General features: G+C 69.0%; 16 protein-coding genes and 2 pseudogenes. 13 read left to right on the top strand and 5 right to left on the bottom strand.

The window, feature by feature from the left end; translation table 11 throughout:
* Window positions 1–64: 64 nt before the first annotated feature.
* The gene (locus HMPREF3121_RS00220) at window positions 65–892 is read left to right on the top strand and encodes a segregation and condensation protein A (RefSeq protein WP_371327292.1); all 828 of its coding nucleotides are present in this window, start codon (window positions 65–67) and stop codon (window positions 890–892) included.
* Between the two features lie 39 nt (window positions 893–931).
* Here the strand turns inward: HMPREF3121_RS00220 and HMPREF3121_RS00225 are convergent, their stop codons facing one another.
* Genes HMPREF3121_RS00225 through HMPREF3121_RS00235 form a run of 3 tightly spaced genes read right to left on the bottom strand, consistent with a single transcriptional unit; the run spans window position 932 to window position 3,454 of the window.
* Window positions 932–1,306 (bottom strand): hypothetical protein, encoded by a 375-nt coding sequence (locus tag HMPREF3121_RS00225; protein ID WP_070518971.1) that lies wholly within the window; start codon window positions 1,304–1,306, stop codon window positions 932–934.
* The gene (locus HMPREF3121_RS00230; RefSeq protein WP_141742888.1) at window positions 1,255–1,923 is read right to left on the bottom strand and encodes an esterase/lipase family protein; all 669 of its coding nucleotides are present in this window, start codon (window positions 1,921–1,923) and stop codon (window positions 1,255–1,257) included. Before HMPREF3121_RS00230 ends, HMPREF3121_RS00225 begins: the two co-directional genes overlap by 52 nt.
* A gap of 7 nt (window positions 1,924–1,930) precedes the next feature.
* Window positions 1,931–3,454, bottom strand: coding sequence for an MFS transporter (locus tag HMPREF3121_RS00235; protein WP_070518974.1), 1,524 nt, complete (start codon window positions 3,452–3,454; stop codon window positions 1,931–1,933).
* Window positions 3,455–4,250: 796 nt separating this feature from the next.
* On the opposite strand from HMPREF3121_RS00235, the gene HMPREF3121_RS12000 reads away from it, so the two are divergent.
* From HMPREF3121_RS12000 to HMPREF3121_RS00280, 6 genes and pseudogenes are all read left to right on the top strand, one after another.
* Window positions 4,251–6,716, top strand: coding sequence for a thioesterase domain-containing protein (locus tag HMPREF3121_RS12000; RefSeq protein WP_083291097.1), 2,466 nt, complete (start codon window positions 4,251–4,253; stop codon window positions 6,714–6,716).
* A complete protein-coding gene (locus HMPREF3121_RS00260; protein ID WP_070518984.1) occupies window positions 6,713–8,500 on the top strand; it encodes an ABC transporter ATP-binding protein in 1,788 nt (595 codons plus the stop codon). Before HMPREF3121_RS12000 ends, HMPREF3121_RS00260 begins: the two co-directional genes overlap by 4 nt.
* The gene (locus HMPREF3121_RS00265) at window positions 8,497–10,242 is read left to right on the top strand and encodes an ABC transporter ATP-binding protein (protein WP_070518986.1); all 1,746 of its coding nucleotides are present in this window, start codon (window positions 8,497–8,499) and stop codon (window positions 10,240–10,242) included. The genes HMPREF3121_RS00260 and HMPREF3121_RS00265 overlap by 4 nt, the downstream gene beginning before the upstream one ends.
* 75 nt (window positions 10,243–10,317) lie before the next feature.
* Window positions 10,318–10,931, top strand: a pseudogene (locus tag HMPREF3121_RS00270) (MptD family putative ECF transporter S component).
* Window positions 10,928–11,647, top strand: coding sequence for an energy-coupling factor transporter transmembrane component T family protein (locus HMPREF3121_RS00275; protein WP_070518987.1), 720 nt, complete (start codon window positions 10,928–10,930; stop codon window positions 11,645–11,647). The pseudogene HMPREF3121_RS00270 and the gene HMPREF3121_RS00275 overlap by 4 nt, the downstream one beginning before the upstream one ends.
* A complete protein-coding gene (locus HMPREF3121_RS00280; protein ID WP_083291098.1) occupies window positions 11,644–13,101 on the top strand; it encodes an ATP-binding cassette domain-containing protein in 1,458 nt (485 codons plus the stop codon). The genes HMPREF3121_RS00275 and HMPREF3121_RS00280 overlap by 4 nt, the downstream gene beginning before the upstream one ends.
* A gap of 82 nt (window positions 13,102–13,183) precedes the next feature.
* On the opposite strand, the pseudogene HMPREF3121_RS00285 reads toward HMPREF3121_RS00280, so the two are convergent.
* Window positions 13,184–14,821: pseudogene (locus HMPREF3121_RS00285) on the bottom strand (aspartate:alanine exchanger family transporter).
* A 40-nt stretch (window positions 14,822–14,861) separates the two neighbouring features.
* On the opposite strand from HMPREF3121_RS00285, the gene scpB reads away from it, so the two are divergent.
* Together scpB and bioD (HMPREF3121_RS00295) are read left to right on the top strand one after the other, a co-directional pair.
* Window positions 14,862–15,419, top strand: a complete 558-nt coding sequence (gene scpB / locus HMPREF3121_RS00290; protein ID WP_070518989.1) for an SMC-Scp complex subunit ScpB — start codon at window positions 14,862–14,864, stop codon at window positions 15,417–15,419.
* Between the two features lie 180 nt (window positions 15,420–15,599).
* On the top strand, window positions 15,600–16,277 hold the full coding sequence (bioD, locus tag HMPREF3121_RS00295; protein ID WP_035123669.1) for an ATP-dependent dethiobiotin synthetase BioD: 678 nt from the start codon (window positions 15,600–15,602) through the stop codon (window positions 16,275–16,277).
* On the opposite strand, the gene HMPREF3121_RS00300 is transcribed toward bioD (HMPREF3121_RS00295), so the two are convergent.
* Complete coding sequence (locus HMPREF3121_RS00300; RefSeq protein WP_070518991.1) at window positions 16,255–17,862, bottom strand: peptide MFS transporter; 1,608 nt, start codon at window positions 17,860–17,862, stop codon at window positions 16,255–16,257. The two genes, bioD (HMPREF3121_RS00295) and HMPREF3121_RS00300, sit on opposite strands and share 23 nt — an antisense overlap.
* Before the next feature lie 99 nt (window positions 17,863–17,961).
* Here HMPREF3121_RS00300 and HMPREF3121_RS00305 point away from each other — a divergent pair, with 99 nt between their 5' ends.
* The 4 genes from HMPREF3121_RS00305 to der all read left to right on the top strand — a co-directional run bounded on the left by HMPREF3121_RS00305 (window position 17,962) and on the right by der (window position 23,359).
* Window positions 17,962–19,269, top strand: coding sequence for an adenosylmethionine--8-amino-7-oxononanoate transaminase (locus HMPREF3121_RS00305; RefSeq protein ID WP_070518993.1), 1,308 nt, complete (start codon window positions 17,962–17,964; stop codon window positions 19,267–19,269).
* Complete coding sequence (gene bioD, locus HMPREF3121_RS00310) at window positions 19,266–19,991, top strand: ATP-dependent dethiobiotin synthetase BioD (RefSeq protein WP_070518994.1); 726 nt, start codon at window positions 19,266–19,268, stop codon at window positions 19,989–19,991. The genes HMPREF3121_RS00305 and bioD (HMPREF3121_RS00310) overlap by 4 nt, the downstream gene beginning before the upstream one ends.
* Before the next feature lie 150 nt (window positions 19,992–20,141).
* Window positions 20,142–21,032: a pseudouridine synthase gene (locus HMPREF3121_RS00315; RefSeq protein ID WP_070518995.1), complete on the top strand. Its 891-nt coding sequence runs from the start codon at window positions 20,142–20,144 to the stop codon at window positions 21,030–21,032.
* An 83-nt stretch (window positions 21,033–21,115) separates the two neighbouring features.
* Window positions 21,116–23,359, top strand: coding sequence for a bifunctional cytidylate kinase/GTPase Der (der, locus tag HMPREF3121_RS00320; RefSeq protein WP_070519000.1), 2,244 nt, complete (start codon window positions 21,116–21,118; stop codon window positions 23,357–23,359).
* Window positions 23,360–23,436: the final 77 nt, after the last annotated feature.

A 23,436-nucleotide genomic window follows, 5' to 3' on the forward strand; every position in this document is an offset into this window, starting at 1 on the left:
GCTTTCCGACGAGCCGACGTCCGGGCCGGGCGCCCCGGGGGTCGCGGGCGCCGTGGCGGATGACGTGGCGGGCGCCGAGGTGCTTCCGGGTGGTGGGGTCCAGGAGGAGCTCACCGGGTTCCGGGTGGCGCTGGCCAACTTCACCGGGCCGTTCGATTTGCTGCTGCAGTTGATCGGCAGCAAGAAGATGGACGTCACCGAGGTGGCGTTGGCGGCGGTGACCGACGAGTTCATCGCGTACACGCGCAGCCTCGATGCGGTCGGCGATCTCGACGAGATCACCGAGTTCCTCGTCGTGGCGGCGACGCTTCTGGATTTGAAGACCGCCCGTCTGCTGCCGCGCGGCGACGTCGACGATGAGGAGGACCTGGCGCTGCTCGAGGCCCGCGACCTGCTGTTCGCGCGTCTGCTGCAGTACCGGGCGTACAGCCGCGTGGCGGATCTTTTCGCCGACTGGGCGCGCGTCGCGCCGCACCGGTACCCGCGTGCCACGGGACCGGACCCGGGGTTCGAGGGGCTGCTGCCGCCGGTGGAGATCGACATGGATGCCCGGCAGTTCGCGGAGTTCGCCGCCGTCGTCATGCGTCCGAAGCCGCCGGAGGAGGTCGGCATCGGCCACATCCACCAGGTCGCGGTGTCCGTCCCGGAGCAGGCCGGGCGGATCCTCGATGCGCTGCGGCTGGCCGGCGAGGGCACGTGGCTGACGTTTTCGCAGCTGACGTCGGAATGCCGGGTGTCGATGGAGGTCGTCGGCAGGTTCCTGGCGTTGCTGGAGCTCTACCGGGCCAAGGCCATCGAGACCGAGCAGGAGGAGGCGCTGGGGGAGATCAACGTCGCCTGGACCGGTCTCGACGTCGACCCGGCCGTCGTGGCGGCGGCGAACTGGGAGTAGGGCGGCTTTTGGCCCGTCACCCTCCGACCGGACGGTCCCTCAGACCAGGCGATCCCTCACCAGCGCGATCACCCGGTCGTTGTACGGGAGCCCGTAGTGCTCCGTGGTGTCCCCGGGTGCGAGATCCTGCAATATGAGGTTTTCGACCCCGGGTTCGTCGATCAACGCGTTGCCGAAGGGAACCACGCATTCATCGAACCGCGTGGCGATTGCCGTGTACTTCACGCCGGGCCTGGTGAGGCCGTCGGCGGTGAGCGCGTTCATGAATTCGGAGTTGCTTTCCTGCTGCATCGTCGCCGTCGCATTGAACGGGGCGGCCAGGGCATCGAAGTGCGGGCTGGCCTGGGGATAACGTGCGAAAATCAGGGCCTCTCCGCCCAGCCACGTCCCTTGGTGAGCGCCCGCGAACGACACGAGCCGATTGACCTTCCGGTCTCCGCCGAGATTCTGGATGTAGTAATTCGGCAATGGGCCCCGCCCTGCGAATGCCCGACGAGGTCGACGCTTTCGGCGCCGGTTGCCCCGAGAATCCGGTCGACCACCCGGGAAAGGGTGAGCGCACTGGAACGGATGTCGCCGGCGAAGGCCGCCCACTCGACGGGACGGCCGTTCACCACCAGCGGGTTGTCGTTGAACGTGAACACGCAGAGGTCGTCGTTCGCCAGACTCGGCGCCAACTTCGACCAGGTGGCGTAGGCGTCCTCCATCGTGCTGGGGACCAGCAGCACGGGCCGCTGCCCTTGTGCCGGGCGGCAATGCAGGTCATTGGTGTTCCTCGGTCGGCTGCCCGGGTGCTGGACCGTGAAACCGAGCGCCTCGGCGTAGGTGCCGGCGACGGGCCCCTCGGCCCCCGCCGGCAGCCCGTCGTCCGAAGGCGTGGACGGCACGTGCGAGGTGGCCGGGCCCGGGGCGGGGGGAGAGGATTCCCGGGCATGCACGGCGGGAGCGGCGGTCACCATGGCCAGCGAACACGCCAGCACCGTCGCCGACATCGCCAGCGCCCCGCGGAAGGCCGCCGGCGAGCGGTTCATGGTTCCGTCACCTCCGGGCATGAACCGGTTCCGCATCGTCCGCGTCGGCCGGGGCGCCATCCCCGATCCGATCGCGGTTGCGGATGGCGGCGAAGCAGATGACGGCGCATACCGCGGCGAACCCCGCGGCCATGAGCAGGACGACCGAGAGACCGCCCGTGAACATGTCGATGGCGTCCTGCAGCTGGGCGCCGTCGAGCACCTTCGCCAGGATGTCGAGGCGCCCCTCGGATGCGGCCTCGCGAACCTGCTCGGGTGCCCAATCGAGCTTGTCGACGTGGGAGGAAAGGACCGCGCCGAAGATGGCGACGCCGACGGCGGTGCCAAGCGGGAATGCCGTGTTGGTGGCGCCTGTGGCGGCACCGGAACGGTCGGCCGGGGCAACCGCGAGCGCGAGGTTCATCATGTGCGGCATGGCCACGCCGGCGCCGATTCCGATCACCAGCAGCGGGAAGATCGAGGTCTTCCAGGTGAGGCTCGGGTCCATGATCAGGCCCAGCCACAGCAGCCCGACGCCCGTGATGACCATGGCCGCACCCGTCACGAGATTGAGCTTGCCGGTCTTCTCCAAGGCGGAGGACGGAGCGGCCACCACGACCATCGGCAGGGCGAGGGCGAGCAAGACGAGGCCCACTTGAATGGCGGTGCGGCCCTGCACGCCGGAAAGCCAGAACACCAGGTAGGGCAGAACGCCGAAGGTCACGAGCCGCGCGGTGAACGAAAGGATCATCGCGGCGGTGAACGAGGGCACCTTGAACAGCCGCAGATCAAGCAGCGCGTCGTCGCCGAGGCGCAACTGGAGGATGACGAAGGCCGCGAGCAGCGCGACCGCGGCAATGGCCGCGATGATGACCGTGGCGGACGCCCAGCCGTCCTTCGGGCCGGATACGAGCGCGTAGTTCAGGGCGAACAGCCCCATGGCGACGAGAACGGTGGACGACCACGAGACTTTCGCGGGGTTGCGGGGCGTGTCGGGGGAGTGACGGCCGATGAGCACCATGGCGACGATGGCGATGAGGCTCACGGGCAGGTTGATGGCGAAGATCCAGCGCCAACCGCCACCGCCGACGACGAGGCCCCCGAACAGGGGGCCCAGGGCTGCGGCGCCGGCACCGGCGGCCATGAATGCGCCCACGGCACGGGCGCGGCCGGCCTCGTCGCCCACGTGGGCGTCGGCGATGATCGGCATGCAGGTGGCGAAGACCATGGTGGCGCCGATCGCCTGGACGACGCGACCGAAGATCAGCCAGTCGGTGGTGGGCGCGGCCGCGCAAAGCAACGAAGCGAGGCCGAAGATGACGTGCCCTGCGATGAAGAGGCGGTGACGGGGCATGTGGTCGGACAATGCCCCGACCCCCAGCAGGAGCGCGGCGAAGACGAGGACGTAGCCGTTGACGATCCACTGCGCATCCGAGAGGTTGGCCGATAGGTCTCCGGTGATGGCGGGCAGCGCAATGGTGACGACGGTCATGTCCAGCGTCATTATGGCGGCCGATAGTGCCACTACGGCCGTGATCCATCTGGAGCTCATGAACTTCCTTCCCGGGATGGTCGTATTGATGGGGAACGCAATGAAAATTGAAACGCGGAGTGGGGCGGAGTTCGCCCCTGCGAATTGTTGGTTGGCTTTCCGGATGGTGGGCGCTTTCGCGAATCCGGGTGTTGCGCCTGTGTGGAATATAGGCTAGCCTCCCCTTATTATGTAAGCAAGGGGTATTGGCCGTAATGAAAACGAGTCGCAGCAAGACTGCATGAGCGTGGCGACGAACGGGCGGGAATCTGAAGGCGGGGAGGGGATGATCGCAAGCGGTGCCGAGACGCCCGTTGAGGGGGAGGGTGGTGTGCCGGAACTTCGCGACGTGCGGGATCTGACTCCCATACAGGTCTCCTACCTCCGGGGACGTGAGCCCGGACAGCCCTATGGGGGTGTCGATTGTCTGGCGCTGTTCGAGTTCCGTCGAGAGTTGGGCGAGGGGCGGCCGGGTACCGCGAAGTCGTGTCCGCTCGATCCGGAGGCGCTGCGGCGGGCGGTTGCTTCGTTGAAGCGGCATCCCGTGATGCGGCCCGTCATCGTCGACGGGTCTCATTGGAGTTCCCGTTCGAATGGCGATGATTCGCTTCCGTTGACGATATCCATCGATGATCGGCCAAATGTGGATGGTTTGGCGGAAAATGGCCGCAATGCTGCGGTGAACATCGATAACATTTGCAGCGAAAAGCGTTCCGAGATCTTGCTGAGGCAAGCTGATTACGCAACGGGGGAGCTCGGCTGGATCGACATCGGATATGTCGGAACCTGCGAAGTAATTCACATTGCGATATCCCTCGTGGCCGCCGATCTGGGTGGGGTGGGTGTGATCGTCAACGACCTCGCCGCCGCGTATGCCGCGTACGCCGGAGCCGGGCGAATCACCGCCGACGAAGACCTCGCCCCGGATTGGCTGACCTTCGGCGCCATCGCGGAACGGGAACGCGAATACGAGCGAGACCGTGCGAAGAACGCGAAAAACGCGAAGAACGCGAGGAATGCGACGAAGACTGACGGCGACGCACTCGACACGACCGTCGCCGATGCGCTGCCGCTGCCGCCGGCGTTGCCCGCCCCGGGCAATGACGGTGGGGCAGATGGCGTCGGCCGGAGCGTCACCCGCCACTCCGGCGCACTCGGCATCCCGCAATGGGAACGGCTCGGTCGCATCGCGGAAGCTGCGGGGGCCAGTCGACCGGGATTGCTCCTCGCCATATACCGGCATGCACTCGGTTTGTGGGATCCTGCCGAACGCCTTTCGATCGTCATGCCTGGGATGGACAAGAGAGCCACCCCGGATGACGTCCTCGACCGTACGAGGGCCTGGATCACCCGCTGCGCGACGTCACCGGGCATCACCTTGGGCGAAGCGGCCCGTGGCGCAACGGAGGAAATTCGTCGTCGCATCCGCGCCGGCCTCGACTTGGACGACGAACTGCGGCAGGCGCGGAGCAGGGGAGATGACCACCCGGGGATACCCCCGGTCGTACTCACCTGCGGCAGTGAAGAGGTTCTGCTGTCGCCCGAAGTCGGCGATGTATTCGGGCACCTCGCCCACACCGGGTCCGTGACTCCGCAGGTCCTATGCGACCTCCAGGTCCTTCGGCTGACCGCCGACGAAGTCCGGGTCGCCCTCGATGTCCGGGACGGCGCATACGCCGGCACCGTCGGCGAGGAGCTGTTTTCGGCGTTCTTCGGGGCACTGCGCTCGCTCGCCGAAGCGGCACCCGACACCGACGCCGCCGCCCTCGCTGCGCTGCCCCTCGACGACGTCATCCGGGTGGCGGGGGACACCGCCGCACGCCGTCGGGCCCTCAACGGCACTGCGGCCGCACCCGATGCTCTGCTCCACGCTCCTTTCCTCGAACGAGTCGAGCAGGCTCCCGACGCCACCGCGGTCATCGATCCCGGAAACGGTGACCCCCTCACCTACGCCGAGTTGCACCGGGCGGCCCTGGCGCTGGCCGATGAACTCGCCGACACCGTCCAACCGGGTGATTTCGTGGGAATCCGGCTGCCCAAGGGCCGCGATCAGATCACCGCCGTGCTCGCCGTTCTGTACCTCGGGGCGGCGTACCTTCCGATCAGCGCGCACGCCCCGCTGGCAGCAGCGTCCCCATACGCGCGACGGGCGGCTCACGGACCCGCTCGGCGACGTCGCCCGGGAATGGGGCTCCTCCGATCGGGTGCCGGAAGCCGAGACGTGGGGTGCCGTCGTCGACGCCGTTTGGCCGGAGGCCGTGCGGTCTGCGGCGGCCATACTCACCGGCGACGGTGCCCGGGCACGCGACATGCTGGAACACAACCGTCGCTGCTTGTGCGTGCTGCGCTGGTGGCAAGACGTTTCCGCTCAACTGCCGGCGCCGGAACGGATCGACTCGCGGGATTCCGCGCACATCGATCCGCCGGAGGTGAAGTCGTGAACGGAACGATGGTTCCCTTGCCCGGCTCGGGTGCGGCTGCGGATCTTCCGTCGGTTCTGGTGTTCCCCCACGCGGGTGGCAGCCCGCGCCAGTACGCGAAGTGGGCCCGGGTTTTCTCCGGTGCCGGCGCGCCGGTGGCCGGGTTGGGCGTGACCTACCCGGGCCGCGACCGCCGCATCGGCGCCGCGCATCCGCGCACGATCCAGTGCCTGGCCGGCGAAGTCGCCGACGCCATCGAGGACATGGGCACGATGCCCGCGGTGTTGGCGGGGCACTCCCTCGGTGCAACGGTGGCGGTGGAGACTCTCCGGGAAATTCACCGTCGGCATCCCGGTGAGCGCTTGCCCGTCCTGGTCGCCAGCGGGCAAGCGGCGCCGGAACACGCCGGCGGCGGGTGCCTGCACGAATCCGATGATGCGGTCCTGCTCGATGAACTCAGCCGCCTCGACGATGCGACCGCCCAGGTCATGGAGGATCCGGAAATGTCGGCGCTGCTGCTGCCGGTCATCAAAGAGGACTACCGGTTGATCGAAACCTACGTGGCGTCGCCGCCCCCGGTGGTAGTCATGAAAACGACAATCATTACCGTTAGGGGCGTTTCGGATGACGACCTCCCCAAGGCGGCGATGAGAGGTTGGCAGGCGTGGGCATCCCGGGTCATCGGGCCCGTCGCCGTGCCCGGCGATCACTTCCACCACCTCAAGCACAAGGACCTGGCCGTGCTCTGCCGGATGATCGCGCTGGCGTCATCGCGCACGGTGCGGCACCGATCCGTCGGCGAAAAGAACGTCGACGACAAGACTCGAAACGATGAACGACAGATGAAGGAGGTTCTTCCATGAGCACGCCTGAAGCGGCGACGGCCGAGCGGGTGCAGGAGGAGCAGAGAACCGGGCAGAGGGAAGACACGGCATCGGCGGGTGCGGTCACCCTGCGCACCATCGAACCGGTTCTGCCATGGATCGTGGTGGCGGTGGTGCTGCAGATTCTCGGCTCGGTGCTGTCCGCGGTCCAGTTCCTCGCGCTGGCGGAGCTCGCGGTCAGGCTGGTGAGCGGCGGTGCGGACTGGGATGCCTCGAAGGGACCGCTTTTCCTGTTCCTCATCGCGTTGGGGTCGTCGATCACACTCGGAGCGGTCGCCCTGTTGATTTCCCACATCGCGGACGTCGACCTGCAGGCGCGTCTGCGCCTCGGGTTGGCGGCGAAGCTGGCGCGGCTGCCCCTCGGCTGGTTCGACGAGCGATCATCGGGCCGCGTCCGCCAGCTGATCCAAAATGACGTGGACTCGCTGCATCAGCTCGTCGCGCACACCATCGTCGAGCTCGTCGCGGGCGTGTGCACTCCTTTGGCGAGCCTGGTGGTGTGTTTCATCCTGGACTGGCGCCTGGGCCTGGTGGCGGTGGTTCCCGCGGTGCTGTACGCCGTCGCCTACGCCGCACTGGCGCCCCGGTCGAACGCCCAGGTGATGGACAGGATCCATGAAGGGCTCGCCGGGGTGTCGGAGACCATCGTCGAATACGTCAACGGCATCGCCGTTTTGAAGATCTTCGGCGAGGCGGGACAGGGGTCGCGCCGGTTCACCGAAAAATCCGAGAGTTTCCTCCGCGAGTTCGCCGACATGATCCGCCCGCAGATGCGCGCCCATTCGGTTGCGGTGGTCTTCCTGTCCGCCGCGACGGCCGGCGTCATCGAGGTCGCCTTCGGCCTGTGGTTCGTCCACGCCGGGTGGAGCCGACCCTCCGATCTGCTGGTCGTGACTATCATCGCGATGCTGTTGCCCGCGGCCATGCAGCCGGTGGCGGCGAGCAACCGTGCGCTCGAGCAGGCGATGGACGCGGCCCGCCGCATCTGCGAGATACTCGACGCCGACGAGTTGCCGGCCGCCGACGTCCCCGTCCGGCCGGACGGCAATGCGGTGGAGTTCGCGGATGTCACGTTCGCCTATCATCCCGGCAACCCGGCCGTCGTTGGGGTGACTGCCACCATCCCCGCCGGCGGCGTCACCGCGCTGGTGGGCCCATCCGGTTCCGGCAAATCCACGGTGGCCGCGCTGGCCGCCCGTTTCCGCGACCCCGACTCCGGCACCGTGCGCATCGGCGGAGTGGACGTGCGCGACATCGATCCGGAAGTGATGCGCCGGACCGTGGGGACGGTGTTCCAGGATCCGCAGCTGCTGTCGATCAGCATCGCGGACAACATCCGCCTCGCCGTCCCCGACGCGACCGACGACCAGGTCCGCGATGCCGCCCGTGCCGCCAACATCCACGACCGCATCGAGGAGCTGCCGCGCGGCTACGACTCGGTGGTCGGGCAGGACGCGCGTCTTTCCGGCGGCGAGGCGCAGCGTGTGGCGATCGCCCGCACCCTGCTCGCCGATACCCCGGTGCTGGTGCTCGACGAGGCGACGTCGGCGACCGACCCCGAATCGGAGGCCGCCGTGCAGGAGGGGCTGAACCGGCTCACCGCCGGGCGCGCTGTCCTGGTCATCGCCCATCGGCTGACGACCGTCAAGGATGCGGACCGCATTCTGGTCATGGACGGCGGGCGGCTGGTCGAGCAGGGCACCCACGATGAACTTCTTACCGAAGACGGGCTCTACGCCCGCATGTGGAAGGACATGGAATGATACGCGCACTTATTGCCTTGTCCGGGGGCGCGGACCGGATCCTCCTCATCCGTTCGGTGATCTGGGGGCTGCTGTCCGGCATCGCCCAGGGCGTCACCGTCCTGTGCATCATCCCGGTGCTCACCGCGGTGTTCCGCGGCGACTGGTCGGACGCGGTGCGGGCTCTGATCGTCCTCGCCGTCGTGTGGCTGATCCATGCGGTGCTCGTCGGCGTGGCCACCTGGTCCGGGGTCGCCGGATCCCTCGGGATCATCCGGTCGATGCACCGGGGTCTCGGCGGCCGTCTGGTGCACCTGCCGCTGAGCTGGTTCAGCCCCGAGGCGCAGGGCCGCGCCTCGCACACCGCCGTGCGCGGGACCATGTTCGTGGCGACGGCGGCGATGGATGTCCTGGTGCCGTTGGTGGGCCATATCGCCATGCCGGCGACCATTGCGATCCTCACCCTGTTCATCGACTGGCGGATCGGCCTCGCGATGACCCTCTCCGCCCCCGTTCTGTGGTTGACGTCGGGGTTGGCGTCAAAGTGGGAATCGGCCGGGGAAGAGCGAGTGCGCGGGGTGCGCACCGATACCGACCTGCAGCTACTGGAGTTTGCGAGCAGGCAGCAGGTGCTGCGCGCCGCGGGCATCGCCGACGACTATCCGCCGCTGACGCGAGCCGTCGAAAAGCAGCGGGCCGCCGGTCGCAGCGCCCTGTGGCTGTCCCTGGGAGGAATGGTGCTTCAGGGGTTCGTCATCCAGACGGTGCTGGGCTGCGTCGCGGCGCTGGCGGTGTGGACCGCCGCGGGCGGTTCCGATCCCGTTCGCGCGGTGGTTCTCGTCGGCCTGGTCACCCTGGCGGCCGGTCCGTTGCGGATCGTGTCGTCGCTGCAGACCGCGCTGCACCAGTCCGAGGCCGAGATCGACGATGTGCGCGAGCTGTTGGAGACCCCGACCATGCCGGAGCCGGCTCAGCCGACCGCGTTCCCGCCGACCGCCGACATCGAGTTCGACGACGTCACCTTCGGCTACGGGACCGGCGACGACGCCCCCCTCGTCCTCGACGGCGTCAGCGCCCGCATCGGGGACCGCTCCTCCACGGCACTGGTGGGGGCATCGGGTTCGGGCAAGACGACGCTCATGCGCCTCATCGCGCGCCTGTGGGACGTCGACGGGGGAGCGGTGCGCATCGGTGGGGTCGATGTGCGCGATATGGCCACCGAAGATCTCTACCGGCACGTTTCCATGATTTTCCAGGACGTGTACCTCTTCGACGACACCCTGTGGGCCAACATCGCGCTGGGGAGGGAAGATGCCTCCCGTGACGAGATCCTCGACGCCGCCCGCCGCGCGCACGTCACCGAGATCGCCGACCGGTTGCCCGATGGCTGGCGGACGCGCGTCGGGGAGGGCGGCCAGCTGCTCTCCGGCGGTGAGCGTCAGCGCGTGTCCATTGCCCGCGCGCTTCTGCGGCGGGCGCCGTTGGTGCTGTGCGACGAACCGAGCAGCGCCCTGGACCCGTCGACCCGCCGTGCCGTCACCGCTGCCCTGGACGATTTGTCCCGTGACGCGACCGTCGTGGTGATCGCCCACCAGCTGGAGACGATCCGCGGCGCCGACCGCATTCTTCTGCTTGCCGACGGCCGCATCGCCGCGTCGGGCACCCACGATGAATTGGCGGCGTCGGATGAGCGCTACCGGCGGTTTTGGTCGCTGCGCGAGGATGCCGGCCACTGGAACATCGGCGTGGAAAGGCAAGGCTAAGCATAACTATAGTCAAGTAGTTAAGATTCCAAGGAACCACCTATGCCAAAAGAAGCAACGGACTCAAGGAGTGCAATGTCAACGAAAAACGACGTCAATCGGGAATCGGCGAAGGGAGCGTCTACGGGCAGCGAACTCGTCGCCGTCGGCGTATTCACCGTGATCATCGCGGTCATCAATTTCCTGTGCAACGTCATCGGCGTATTCGGGCCGCAGATCCAGCCGTTCGGCGCCGTGCTCGCCGTCATCATCATCGGCATCCCCTTCGCCCTGTTCATCCGGCGAATCAATCACTTCGGCCTGGTGACCGTCATGGCCACGCTGTTGGCGCTGATCTTCACCCTCTTCGGCCACACCTGGTGTCGGTGCTGTTCGCGCTGGTCTTCGGTTTGATCTCCGATCTGATCATCCGCAGCGGCAATTACTCCGATCCGAAACGCACCATCGTGGGGTACGCGTTCTTCGGCATTTATCCGATGGGCAATGTCCTACCGCTGCTGTTCATGCGCGACGACATCCTCGCCCGCTACACGCAGGGCGCCAACGCCGAGTGGGCGCGGGCCTTCGGCGAATTCCTGTCGACTCCGATGGTGCTCGCGCTGACGGCAATCTGCTTCGTGGCCGCCCTGTTCGGCGGATGGCTGGGGCAGCGGGCGCTGCGCTCCTACTTCTCCCGCGCGGGGCTATGAGAGCCACGCCGCTCGAGAAGCTCGATCCGAGGGTGGCCCTGATCGGGCTCGTCGTCGTAGACGCCGCCCTGCTGACCGTCGGAACCGAGTTGATGGAGATCACCGGTGCCGTGGTCGCGGTGATCTGCCTGATCGCCGCCCTGCGGCCGGTCGCGGCCATCGTCATGGGCCTGGCCGAAGCGCTGGTGCTGGTCCTCGGCCATGTGATCCTGCCCGCTGCGGAGGGCACGACCTCGGAGGTCCTGACGGTGCTGCTGTTCGCCATGAGCTTCACGTACCGCTTCGCCGTCGTCAGCGTCATCGCCTGGGCGGTCATCGGCGGCATCACAACCGGTGCTCTGCAGGCGTTCCTGGGTTGGGCCCGAGTGCCGCGCATCCTCGCCGTGCCCTCGCTGGTGGCTGTCCGCTTCCTCCCCGTCGTCGTCGTCGACGACGCGAGAACGATCCGCGACAATCTGGTGCTTCGGGGAGTCGTCTCTTCCGGGGCATCGCTGCTGTTGCACCCCATCGTCGCGGTGCGCCACGCGGTGCTGCCGCTGGTGGCCACGTCCCTGCGCACGGGCGACGAACTTTCCGCCTCCGCCCTGCTGCGCGGCCTGGGGTCCCGGCGGAGGACGACATCGGTGGTGGAGTTGCGCCTGGGGTTCCCCGACGTCGTGGCGATGGTGATCGTCGCGGCGGTCGTGGCGTTGGCGGTGAAGGAGAAAATCGGATGATAGAGGTCAAAGATCTCAGCATTACCGTCGAAGCGCCGGACGAGGCCGCCGGGGCGCAGGGTTCGGCCGTCGGGCAAACCCCGGAAGCGGTCACCGCAACGTTGCTGGAGTCGATCGACATCCGGGTGCGACCCGGTGAGATGGTGCTCGTCACCGGAGGTTCCGGCTCGGGGAAGTCGTCTCTCGTCAACGCGCTCAACGGTTTCATCCCGCACATTCGCCCCACGCGCATCGGCGGCGACGTGAAGGTCGACGGATTGGAGCCGGCCGAGGTCGAATTGGCCGAAGCGGGACGAGTGGCCGCCACGGTGTTCCAGAACCCCCGCACCCAGTTCTTCGCCACCGACGTCCTTTCGGAGATCGCCTTCGGCGCTTCCAACCAGGGCGTGCCGCGGGAGGAGATTCTGCGGCGCATCGATGCCGCGGTGGATCTCCTCGACCTCGCCCACCTGCTCGACCGGCGGATGGGGGAGCTGTCGGGAGGCGAGCGCCAGCGGGTCGCCCTGGCGTCTGCCGTGGTTTCGCGGCCCAGGCTGTTCCTGCTCGACGAGCCGACCGCCAATCTCGACGACGCCTCCACCCAGGCGGTCGCCGAAGCTCTGGCCCACCTGAAGGGTGCCGGTGCGACGATCCTCGTTGCCGAGCATCGTTTGCATTATCTTCGCGGCCTGGTCGATCGCGTGGTCCAGCTGCACCGCGGGCGGGTGGTGGCCGACTGTCCCGCGGCCGAGTTCTGGGAAATGGGCGAAGGCGAGCGCCGTGACGCGGGGTTGCGCAGCCTCGTTGCCCCCGCTTCGGATCCGTTGCCGGCGCCTCCCGCCCCGGCGGATGCGGGCGGCCTGGAGCTGCGCGCTTTGTCGGCGGTGCGCGATGGCCGGCGGCTGTGGACGATCGACGAGGCGACTGCCCCACGCGGTGCGATCACCTGCGTCACCGGTCCGAATGGCGTGGGAAAGTCGACGCTCGTGCAGGTGCTGGTGGGATTGTGCCGCGCCGAGGGGACCGTGGTTCTGGACGGGAAGGCGTTGTCGCGCCGCGAACGGCGCCGCCGCTGTTCGGCTGTGATGCAGGACGTCAACCGCCAGCTTTTCGGGGTTTCGGTCACCGAGGAGCTTTCCCTGGGCCGCGCACAACCGTCTGCGGAGGAGGCCGCGGCGATTCTCGACGAGCTCGGACTCGAGGGGATGGGGGAACGCCACCCGTTGAGCCTTTCCGGCGGGCAGCGGCAGCGCCTCGCCGTGGCGACGGCCGTGGTCGGCGGGGAAGAAGGGCGCGGGGCCGATGTGATCATCTTCGACGAGCCGATCTCGGGCCTGGATTTGCGGGCGATGGAGAGCATGGCCGGCGTGATCCGGCGTTGCGCGGACCGCGGCGCGGTGGTCGTCCTGGTCACCCACGATCGCGAATTGGTGGACATGGTCGGGGATTTCGAGTTCCCCCTCACCCCGGGTTAGGGCTCGCCGCTCGTTCGGCCGCGGCGGGAACGTCCGCGGCCGAACGCGCGGCATCATGATCATCGCCGCAGTATCACGACCGTCACAGCAACATCATGATCAGCACCTGTGCGGCGACGATCTTGCCCACCATCGCCACCGGATACACCGTCGTGTACCCGCGGGCGGCCAGGTCGGTGCCCGAGGCGGTGTTCAGGTACGCGATGACCGCCGGGTTGGTGGTGATGCCCGCGGCGACGCCGATGGATTCGTCGAACGTGAGCTTGCGCCACACCATGAGCAGCGCCACGGTCGCGATCGCGCTGGCGAGCGTCACCACCAGGCCCAGCCCGATGTACAGCAGGCTCGTCGGGTCGGTCAGCGCGGAGCGGAAGCCGGCGCCGGCGGTGGTGCCGACGCCCGCCATGAACATCGCCATGCCGAAGCTCTCGAGGGTCTTCGTCGCGTGGTACGGCAGCTGCCACCGCACCGGCCCGGTTCGGCCGAGCGCGCCGAAGACGAGACCGGCGATGATCGGGCCGCCGCCGAAGCCGAGCGACAGGGTGCCGCCGCCGGGCATGGGGATGGGGATGGCGCCGAGCAGCAGGCCCAGTGCGAGGCCGAGCGCCAATGGCAGCAGATCGGGCGAGGCGAGCGACTTTTCGGAGTCTCCGAGGAACGTCCGGATGGCCTCGATGCGCTGTTTCGGCGCGACCACGCGGACGCGGTCGGACAGCTGCAGGCGGTCGTCGTTGGCCGGCACGACGTCGGCGTCGCCGCGGCGCAGGCGCGCGATGGTGAAGCCGTGGTCCTCCAGGATGCGCAACTCGCCGATGGTGCGCCCGGCGACATCCGGGTTCGACACGGCCATGCGGGTGTACTGCAGATCCGACTCGTGCGGGTCCATCTCGATGCGCTCGCCCAGCTTTGCGGCGGCCTTGTCCAGCTCCTCGGCCGTCCCGTTGACCATAATGGAGCAGCCTTCGGCCAGGACGTCGTCGGGTTCCGCCAGGCGCTGGTTGGACGGTTCGCCGTCGGCGCCGAGGTCCGCCACGCGGGTGGTGATGATCTTCGCGCCGGTGAACTCCGGTACCTGGGCCACGGTCAGCTCCCGCCCGGGGCCGATGCGGATGCCGGCGTAGTGGAGCTTCTCCGTCAGCACGCCCTCGGCCCTGGCGTCGGCGATGTGGTCCACGCGCAGCAGCCGCGCGCCGACGGCGGCGACGATGATGATGCCCAGGACGCCGCCCGGATACGCCAGCGACTAGCCGACGACCGCCTCCGACGCCGATTCCGGGTCCGCGCCCGGCGGCAACAGCTCCGGCACCGCGGCGAGGATCGCGGCCATGCCCGGCGTCGACGACATCGCACCGGCGAACATGCCGACGCCGGCGATGGCTTCGGCGCGGGAGAACGTCACCAGCGCGAACGCCAGTGCCGTCAGCCCGACCAGCACCACCACGACGATGACGTTGAGCGCCAGGCCACGGCTGCCCAGCGCCCGGAAGAACGCGGGCCCCGCGGAAAGGCCGATGCAGTAGACGAACAGCGCCAACCCGAATTGGTACAGAAGGGGAGGCATCTGGATGCCCGGATTGGCCGTCGACAAGCCGATGGCGACGAAGAGGATCGCCGCCGAGCCGAGGCTCAGCCCCGCGACCCGGATGCGCCCTATCGCGAATCCGGCGGTGAGGATGACGGCCAGGGCGAGCAGTCCATTGGACGCGAGGAAATCGAGCACGGTGCTCACCCTAGCCCCGCCGCTGGATAAACTGCCTGCCATGGAGCTGCCCCAGATCGACCCGTTGCGCGCCGCCGTCGAAAGCGTGCTGCTCGTCATCGACACGCCGGTCACCCCGATGGATCTCGCCCGCGCGCTCGACGTCGAGCCGGCGGCGATCCGCGAAGTGCTGGCCCAGATGCGCGACGAATTCGACGCACGCGGATCGGGCTTCGATCTCCGCGAAGTCGAGGGCGGGTGGCGCCTGTACACGCGGGCGGCGTATTCGGATGCGGTGGAGGCGTTCCTGCTCGACGGCACCCAGACGAAACTGTCGCGGGCGGCGCTGGAAACGCTCGCCGTCGTGGCCTACCGCCAGCCGGCGACGCGCGCGCAGGTGTCGGCGGTGCGCGGCGTCAACGTCGACGGCGTCATGCGCACGCTGCTGGCCCGCGGGCTCGTCGCCGAGGCGGGGGAGGACCCGTCGACTGGGGCACACCTGTACGTGACCACGAACCTGCTGCTCGAGCAGCTCGGCATCGCCTCGCTGGACGAACTTCCCGACCTCGCGCCGCTGCTTCCCGACGTCGACCTCATCGACGAGCCGGACCTGCCCTGAACCGGCGGGCGGGACGGGGGCACCCCGGAATTGTGATCTTGGTCGTCAGGTGAACCCCGGATTAAGTCCGACGGTGAATGCCGGATATTGTCGTTGATGAGATTTCGGGTGAATTTTGTCTGGCGAATGGGCGCATCCGGCGCGCCGGTTCCCGCGAAAGAGAAAGGAACACTCCTCCTCATGCACTTCAGGGGCATCCACATCATCACCGGCACGGGGCGCAGCGTCGGCAAGACGACCGCCACCGCAGCCCTCGTCGCCCAGGCGATGGCGGCCGGGGAGGAGCCCATCGTGGTCAAGCTCGCCCAGACCGGCGAGCCCGAGGGCAAGGGCGCCCTGGACACCATCCGGCGCCTGACCGGTTGCGAGGATGTCCACGAATTCGCCCGCTACCCCGACGCCCTGCCTCCGGCCTTCGCCGCCCGCCGCATCGGCGCCGAGGAGCTGGACCTGGAGGAGACCGCCGACAGGCTGCGCGACCTGGCCGCCGACGGCCGTCCCGTCTTCGTGGAGGGCACCGGCGGCGTGCTGGCGCGGATCTCCAACTGGGCGCTGCCGCAGCTGGCCGAGGAGCTCGGCGCGAAGGTGACCATCGTGACGGCGACCGCCCCGGGCACCCTCAACCACGTCGAACTGACGGTGGAGGCGTGCCGCGCCCGCGGCCTGGAGATCACGGGCATCATCGGCGGCTCGATCTCCGCCCAGCCTGACGCCGTGGCCGAATGCGTCGTCGAGCAGGTGCCGGTCATCACCGGCCTGCCCGTTTTGGCTTGGTTGCCGGAGGGTGCGGCGGACCTGGACCGCGAGGAGTTCCTCGGCCGCGCCGTGGGCTGGTTCAGCGGCACGACCCTGGAGTAGGCGTCTGCGGCGGCTCGACGGCTGCGGGCGTTTCGACTCCGGCCGTCGTCGGCGCCGCCATTGAGTCGGGATCGCCGGCGATGAGGCGGCGGATCCACGGCAGCACGGTTGCCGCGACGGCGGCGACGGCGATGACCCCGATGCCGACGGACAGGAAATACATCCGTTCCGCGCCGGAATCGGTCGGGTCGTATCGGGTGGACAGCACGCCGGACAGGGCGGTGCCGACGGCCATGGTGAGGAAATAGAGGGCGGAGAACCGGGTCCGGTACTTCGCCGGCGCGAGCACCGTGGACGCCGCCATGCCGACGGGGCTGACTTGCAGCTCGCCGAGGGTGACGGCCAGGTATACGGCGACGATGACCAGCAGCGGCACCGCACCGTCGGCGATGCCGGCGAAGGGCACCATGATGAGCATCGCGCAGCCGGTGACGGCGGTGCCGACGATCATCTGGATGGGGATGTCGGGGGCGCGGCGGCCCATCCGCAGGCGCAGGGCCGCCAACGGCAGGATGAGCAGCAGCGTGAACACCGGGTTGAGCGACTGCGCCCACGCCGCCGGCGCGGTCCAGTCGCCGATGGTGCGGTCGATGCGCAGGTCGGAGTAGACGGCCAGTGCGCCGAAGGCCTGGTTGTGGATCGACCAGAACGCGACTGCGGCGATGAACAGCGGTATGAACGCCAGCACGCGGCGCCGCTCGGCGCGTTCGATGTCGGGGTCGAGGAGCATCTGGGCGAACAGCCCCACGGTGGCGGCCATCGTCGCCGCGAGCATGACCGTCGGCAGGCGCTGGAGGTGCAGGATGTCGGTGGCGGTGAACCACACCGTCGTCGCGACGATGCCCGCGACCGCCGACGCCACGATGATGAGACCGCGACGGGTGATGGGCGAGGTCGGCCTCTCGACGTCGCCGCGCACGTCGTCACGCCACGACGCGGAAAGCCGCCCGCGGTGCCAGTGGTAGTGGACGAGGCCGAGGCTCATGAGGATCGCCGCCGCCGCGAAGCCCACGTCGAATCCGTGGGAGACCGACAACGCGCCGGTGAGCACCGGGCCGAGCAGGCCGCCGACGTTGATGCCGAAGTAGAAGAACTGGAAGTCGTTATCCCGGCGGGGATCTCCGTCGGTTCGAACGCAGCCGAGCATCGTGATCGCCGATGTCTTCAGTGCACCGGAGCCCGCCGCGACGAAGACCATGCCGATGGCGACGCCGACCGCGCCGGGCACCAGCGACAGGGTGAGGTGGCCCGCGACCAGGACCCACGCTCCGGCCAGCAGGGTGCGTTCGGCGCCGAGGACCCGGTCGCCGATCCAGCCACCGGCGATGGTGCACAGGTAGACGAGGCTGCCGTAGGCGCCCATCAGCGCGGTCGCGGTGGCGGTGGGCAGGCCGAGTCCCCCGTCGGCGGTCGCGGCGTAGAAGTAATACACCATGATCGCCTGCATGCCGTAGAAGCTGAAGCGCTCCCAGGATTCGACGCCGATGATGGCGGGCAGGGCGATGCGGGCGTGTCCCGGTGGTCGGGTCCGCGACGTCCCCGGTGGCGACAACACGCCACTTGAACGCTGTCCGGTGCTGGTCATGGGGTTATCGTCCGGACTAGAGCGTTCGATGGCAAATCATCCCCCGCGGGTACCCCTGAACAATGTTCGTTTTCGTTTTCGGCGCTAACGTCACGATGCATGACCACCGCCAGCACCAGCCCGCAGGACGCAGCCGCCGACCTCGCCGCCTTCGACGCGGCCCACGTCTGGCACCCCTATGGCCCCATGCCCAACCCGGTGCAGGCGCTGCCGGTGGCGTCGGCGGCCGGAACGACGCTGACGCTGGCCGACGGCCGCGAACTCATCGACGGCATGAGCAGCTGGTGGGCGGCGTGCCACGGACACTCGCACCCGCGTCTGGTCGCGGCGGCCCAACGGCAGGCGGCGACGATGTCCCACGTCATGTTCGGCGGGCTCACCCACGCCCCGGCGGTCGAGTTGGCGCGCCGTCTGCTGGCGATGACCGACCCCGCCCTGGATGCGGTGTTCTTCTCCGATTCCGGTTCGGTGTCGGTGGAGGTGGCCATCAAGATGGCGCTGCAATACCAGCGCGCCGTCGGCCACCCCGAACGCACGCGGCTGATGACCTGGCGCGGCGGCTACCACGGCGACACTCGCGCCCCGATGAGCGTCTGCGACCCCGACGGCGGCATGCACTCCCTGTGGGCCGGGGCGTGGGCGCCGCAGGTCTTCGCCCCGGTTCCGCCGCCGCGCGGGTCGTCGCAGCAGGTGCGGGCGGAATACCTGTCCCGCTTCGATTCGCTCGTCGACGACACCGTGGCCGCCGTCATCGTCGAACCCGTGGTGCAGGGCGCCGGCGGCATGCGTTTCCACGACCACGAGCTGATCGCCGGGCTGCGAGAGATCTGCGACCGGCACGGGCTGCTGCTCATCGCAGATGAAATCGCCACCGGGTTCGGGCGCACCGGCGACCTTTTCGCCACCGCCGCCGCGGGCGTGACGCCGGATGTGCTGTGCGTGGGCAAGGCGTTGACCGGCGGGTTCCTGTCGCTGGCGGCGACGCTGACCACCCGTCGGGTCGCCTCCGCGATTTCCGCCGGCGAGGGCGGCGGCCTCATGCACGGCCCGACGTTCATGGCCAACCCGCTGGCCTGCACCATCGCCGCAGAGAACCTGGACATCATCGCCGAGGGGCGGTGGCGCGACGACGTGCCCCGCATCGAGGCGGCCCTGCGCGCGGGCCTGGAACCCCTGCGCGGCCGCCCCGGCGTCGCCGACGTCCGTGTGCTCGGGGCGATCGGGGTGGTGGAGATGGACCGACCCGTCGACATGGCCCGCGCCACCGCCGCCTGCGTCGACGCCGGAGTGTGGCTGCGGCCCTTCGGAAAACTCGTCTACGCCATGCCCATGTACATCTGCGACGACGACGAGGTCGCCGCCATCTGCCGCGCCATCGGCGCAATCGTCCGAGAGGAAAACTCATGACCATCCTGTGCATCACCGGCACCGGCACCGACGTCGGCAAGACCATCGCCACCGCCGCGATCGCCGGGGTGCTGCGCTCACACGGCGGGAAGGTGGTCGTCGTCAAGCCCGCCCAGACCGGGTACCCGGGAACCGGTGAAGGCGCGGGCCAGGGCGGGGACCTCGACGACGTCGCGCGGCTGACCGGAGTGACCGACCTGCATGGATTCGCCCGCTACCCGGAGCCGATGGCGCCGCTGGCGGCCGCGCGCCGGGCCGGGATGGCGCCGCTGGTGCTTGACGACGTCGCCGCCCGGATCACGGCGCTCGACGGGCCGGATCGAACCCTGCTCGTCGAAGGGGCCGGCGGTCTGCTCGTGAGGTTGGGCGCCGACGGCCCCGGGGACGCCGGCCAATGGGGGCTGCCGGAACTGGCCGCGCACCTGCCCGGCGCGAACACCGTGGTGGTCACGTCGCTGGGGCTCGGCAGCCTCAACGTCGCCGAACTGACCGTGGAAGTCGCCCGCGCCCGCGGCATGGATGTCATCGGGCTCGTCGGCGGATCGCTTCCCGCGGGCGACGACCCCATCGTCGCCACCAACCTCGAGGACCTGCCCCACCTCACCGGCGTCGACGTGCTCGGATGCGTGCCGGAAGGATCCGGGGCCCTCGGGCGGGAGGAATTCCTGGCGGCCGCGCCGGGCTGGTTCACCGAATCGGGCAGAAGCGCCCTGGTGGGGTAGGCTGGCACGCGGACATCGCCGTGGGGCGCCCCGACACATGTCCCATCCGCCGTGCGTGATGGGATTTCCGCTCTCCGGAGCCCCGCGACGTTCGTCGGCGGACATCCGCCCGATACGAAACCCGCACAGCTCAACGGATCGAGGACACCCGTGTCAACCACCGCTCGCCGAGACGGCACACCGGACGACAACCAGCCGCCCGCCGTCGACAGGCACAAGAAGGCCGCCGACTACTACGTCTCCCAGGCCCGCCCCGCCCGCCACCAACACGTCGACCGCAAGCGCGGCACCGGGAACTCCGGTGCCGGCGAGGGCGTGCGCCTGCAGAAGGTGCTGGCCCAGGCCGACGTCGCATCGCGGCGGATGGCCGAACGACTCATCGACGAAGGTCGCGTCGAGGTCGACGGCAAGATCATCACCCGCCAGGGCGTGCGCGTCGACCCGAACACCGCGGTCATCCGCGTCGACGGTTCTCGCGTCGTCGTCAACGAGGACATGCAGTACTTCGTGCTGAACAAGCCGCGCGGCGTGCAGTGCACCATGAGCGACGACCAGGGGCGGCCCTGCGTCGGCGACATCGTCGGCGAGAGGGTCTCGGCCGGCCAGCGCCTGTTCCACGTCGGCCGCCTCGACGCGGCGACCGAGGGCCTGCTGCTGCTGACCAACGACGGCGAGCTGGCCAACCGCCTGATGCACCCCAGCTACAACGTGACCAAGACCTACATGGCCACGGTCAAGGGCGAGGCGGACAACAAGCTGATCCGCGAACTGACCGATGGCATCGAGCTCGACGACGGCCCCGCCAAGGCCGACTTCGCCCAGATCATCGACGTGTGGCAGGGACGCTCCATCATCCGCGTCGAGCTGCACGAGGGCCGCAAGCACATCGTGCGCCGCATGCTCAAGACCGCCGGTTTCCCGGTGGAGCGCCTGGTGCGAACCAAGATCCACACCGTCCAGCTGGGCGAGCAGACCCCGGGTGCGCTGCGCGCCCTCAACCGCGCCGAGCTCGCCTCCCTGTACAAGGCGGTGGGACTGTAGTGGCCGGAACCGACGATCAGAACACCAACCCCAACACCACCGCGGGCACCGCGGACACCACCGCGAACGAGGACGGGCGCACCATGAACGATTCCACCGCCGACGAAGCCCTGCTGCTGGCCATCGACGGGCCGTCCGGCACGGGCAAGTCGACCGTGTCCCGGGCCGTCGCCGAACACCTCGGCGCGAAGTACCTGGACACCGGCGCGATGTACCGCGTGGCCACCCTGTGGGTCCTGCGCCGCGGCATCGACCCCACCGACGAAGACGCCGTCGTCGCGGCGACCGCCGACCTGCCGCTCACCGTCAGCGACGACCCGCGTTCGACGGAGGTCATCCTCGACGGCGAAGACGTCTCCGGCGAGATCCGCGGCCCCGAGGTCACCCGCAACGTCTCCGCCGTATCGGCGATCCCGGCCGTGCGCGAAAACCTCGTCGAACTGCAGCGTCGCCTGGCCACCGAGGCCGGCCGCTGCGTCGTCGAAGGCCGCGACATCGGCACCGTCGTGCTGCCCGACGTGCCCGCGAAGGTCTTCATGACCGCCGCCGCCGAAGTCCGCGCCCGCCGCCGCTACGACCAGGACATCGCCGCCGGCCGCGAAGCCGACTACGACACCGTGCTGGCCGACGTCGTGCGCCGCGACGAGCTCGACAGTTCGCGCAAGACCTCCCCGCTGCGTCCGGCCGACGACGCCGTCGTGCTGGACACCTCCGACATGGACATCGAGGAAGTCGTCGACCACATCCTCGACGTCGTGGAAGCCGGTTACCCCGGTTCGGTCGACGGTGACCCGCTGGCCGACGACTCCACCGGCACCGAATACATCCGCGCCGACCTCGACGGCGCACACGAGGACCCGGAGGCGGGCCTCGACCGGGCCATCGCCGACCACGAGACCGTCATCGCCGAAGCCATCGCCCGCGCCGAAGCCGGCGAACTCGGAGAGGACGAGGACTGGGCCGACCTCGAGGAGGCGTTCTCCGTTCTCGGCGGCGCCACCGACGAGGAGGAGGCGCTGCCGACCGTCGCCATCGTCGGCCGCCCGAACGTGGGCAAATCGACGATGGTCAACCGGTTCATCGGCCGTCGCGAAGCAGTCGTGGAGGACTTCCCCGGCGTCACCCGCGACCGCATCAGCTACCTCGGCGACTGGGCCGGCCGCCGCTTCTGGGTGCAGGACACCGGCGGCTGGGATCCCGACGCCAAGGGCCTCAACGCCTCCATCGCGCGGCAGGCAGAGGCGGCCATGGAAACCGCCGACGTCATCATCATGGTCGTCGACACCACCGTCGGCGTCACCGCCACCGACGAGATGATGGCCCGCCGCCTGCAGCGCGCGGACCAGCCGGTGATCCTGGCGGCCAACAAGTTCGAATCCGACTCGCAGCTCGGCGACGTCGCCGAGTTCTGGTCGCTGGGCCTGGGCGAGCCGCACCCGACGTCGGCGCTCCACGGCCGCGGCAACGCCGACGTCATGGACCAGGTCGTCCGGTCGTTCCCCGACGTGCCGCGCGCCCAAGCGCAGCCGCAGGGCCCGCGCCGAGTGGCGATCGTCGGCAAGCCCAACGTGGGCAAGTCGTCGCTGCTCAACAAGATCTCCGGCGAAGATCGCGCCGTGGTCTCCGACATCGCCGGCACCACCGTCGACCCGGTCGACTCGCTGGTGCAGTTGGACAGCGAGGTGTGGCGCTTCGTCGACACCGCCGGCATCCGCAAGAAGACCAAGACCGCACAGGGCCACGAGTTCTACGCGTCGCTGCGCACCCGCTCGGCGATTGACAATTCCGAGGTCGTCATCTTCCTCGTCGATTCGTCCGAACCGATCACCGAGCAGGACCAGCGCGTGCTGCGCATGATCCTCGACTCCGGTCGGGCCCTGGTGGTCGCCTACAACAAGTGGGACTTGATGGACGAGGACCGTCGCGACCTGCTCGAGCGTGAAATCGACCTGCAGCTGTCGCACGTGCCGTGGGCGCGCCGCGTCAACATTTCGGCGAAGACGGGCCGCGCGCTGCAGAAGCTCGAACCGGCGATGCTGGAGGCGCTGGACTCGTGGGATCGCCGCATCCCCACCAGCCGCCTGAACAACTGGTTGCGCACCGTCCTGCAGGAGGTGCCGCCGCCGCTGCGCGGTGGTCGTCTGCCGCGCGTGCTCTTCGCCACCCAGGCGTCGACGCGCCCGCCGGTGATCGTTTTGTTCACGACCGGTTTCCTCGAGCACGGCTACCGTCGCTTCCTGGAGCGACGCCTCCGCGAGGAGTTCGGTTTCGAGGGGTCGCCGGTGCGCATCGCGGTGCGCGTCCGCGAAAAGCGCGGCCGCAAGTAGACGGCACGTGGGCGGCCGGGACCTTTGGCGGCCGCCCATAACCGACGCGGCGGGCAACCGGGACAGTCCCCGGTTGC

Origin of the sequence: Corynebacterium sp. HMSC11E11, from assembly GCF_001807025.1 — a bacterium.
In the GTDB taxonomy this organism is placed as follows: domain Bacteria; phylum Actinomycetota; class Actinomycetes; order Mycobacteriales; family Mycobacteriaceae; genus Corynebacterium; species Corynebacterium freneyi.